Below are 1,064 nucleotides of genomic sequence, written 5' to 3'. Positions count from 1 at the left end.
TGAGATTGGTAGAAGTGGCGGTAAGCCTTGTGGATTTACAGTGTTTGAATAACTGATTTACCAAGTGTTGTTACTGTGCTTAATGATTGAGATAAAGGCTGTATAGGAAGTTCAACATAATTGGCTAAATGGGCGATTGAAACTTGAATCCACCATTTGTGAGTCTCCGCTACCATATACCCTCCATGGTCGTCCGCATACTTGTACAGGGCATGATATACAGCCTTGATGTCTTCCCAAGCCCCCATAATGTCACTCCTTTTAATTTTTTGATGTGCAAATTATATCAAATCCGGTTGAATGCTCGGAACCAAACGGGTTGGATATCCAAACCGCTTGGGAATCAATTCCCAAGCTAACAGCTCAAATCATATTCAGATGATTGGGAAGGTTTTGCGGTCAAAAAACCGGATCTGATATGACTCTGATTCTTTTTATACCGTAGCCTTCAAGCGATCGCATGAAGTCGATTCTTTTTAGTTTTTTAATAAAGTCATGGCGCTGCCCGCAGAAAAGCAGCCACAGCTCCGTCAGGCTATCGAGAATTGAAATGACCTGGAGATCAGGGTCGGCCGGTTTATGGCGCAATTTAAACTCTTAATATACTCGGACTCATTGGCATAATTTTAACCGAGAATTTACGGATGTTTTGGGATGGGCAGGGTGGTGGACAACCGGTTCCGGGACGGTGTGGAAAATCCCACCGACGGATGGGGCACGGACTACCTGTGGATTGGCGATATGACCGAACCCTTCACCCTCACGGGCCGCAGCAAACCGCCTCAAATCGGCTCTGGCTTACCCAATTCAAGTGGTGAATTGGGAAACGCAACCTGCCGGTCGAACCCACCCTGGCGATCGGTTTGGGGGGTCGGAGCCCTGGCCATGACTCGCCTGCGCCGCCGCAACAGTTGATCGGATGTGGGGGCTAAACCTCCCCAATCATCTGAATATGATTTGAGCGATTAGCTTGGGAATTGATTCCCAAGCGGTGCGGGGATCAGACCCGCCCTCTCCGATTAACTTAAACCCTTATCCTGACTACTATCGCGGGAATTGCTTTA

At 47.8% G+C, this 1,064-nt stretch carries 1 protein-coding gene; it reads right to left on the bottom strand.

Annotated elements, in window-relative coordinates; translation table 11 throughout:
* Positions 1–35 precede the first annotated feature (35 nt).
* Positions 36–248: a hypothetical protein gene (locus tag P5674_RS25125; RefSeq protein ID WP_035737697.1), complete on the bottom strand. Its 213-nt coding sequence runs from the start codon at positions 246–248 to the stop codon at positions 36–38.
* Between the last annotated feature and the right edge of the window lie 816 nt (positions 249–1,064).

It is taken from the genome of Limnospira sp. PMC 289.06 (assembly GCF_032350395.1).
Classification (GTDB): Bacteria; Cyanobacteriota; Cyanobacteriia; order Cyanobacteriales; family Microcoleaceae; genus Limnospira; species Limnospira platensis.
The sequence above is the reverse complement of the archived record's forward strand: the minus strand, read 5'-3'. Positions and strand labels throughout refer to the sequence as shown.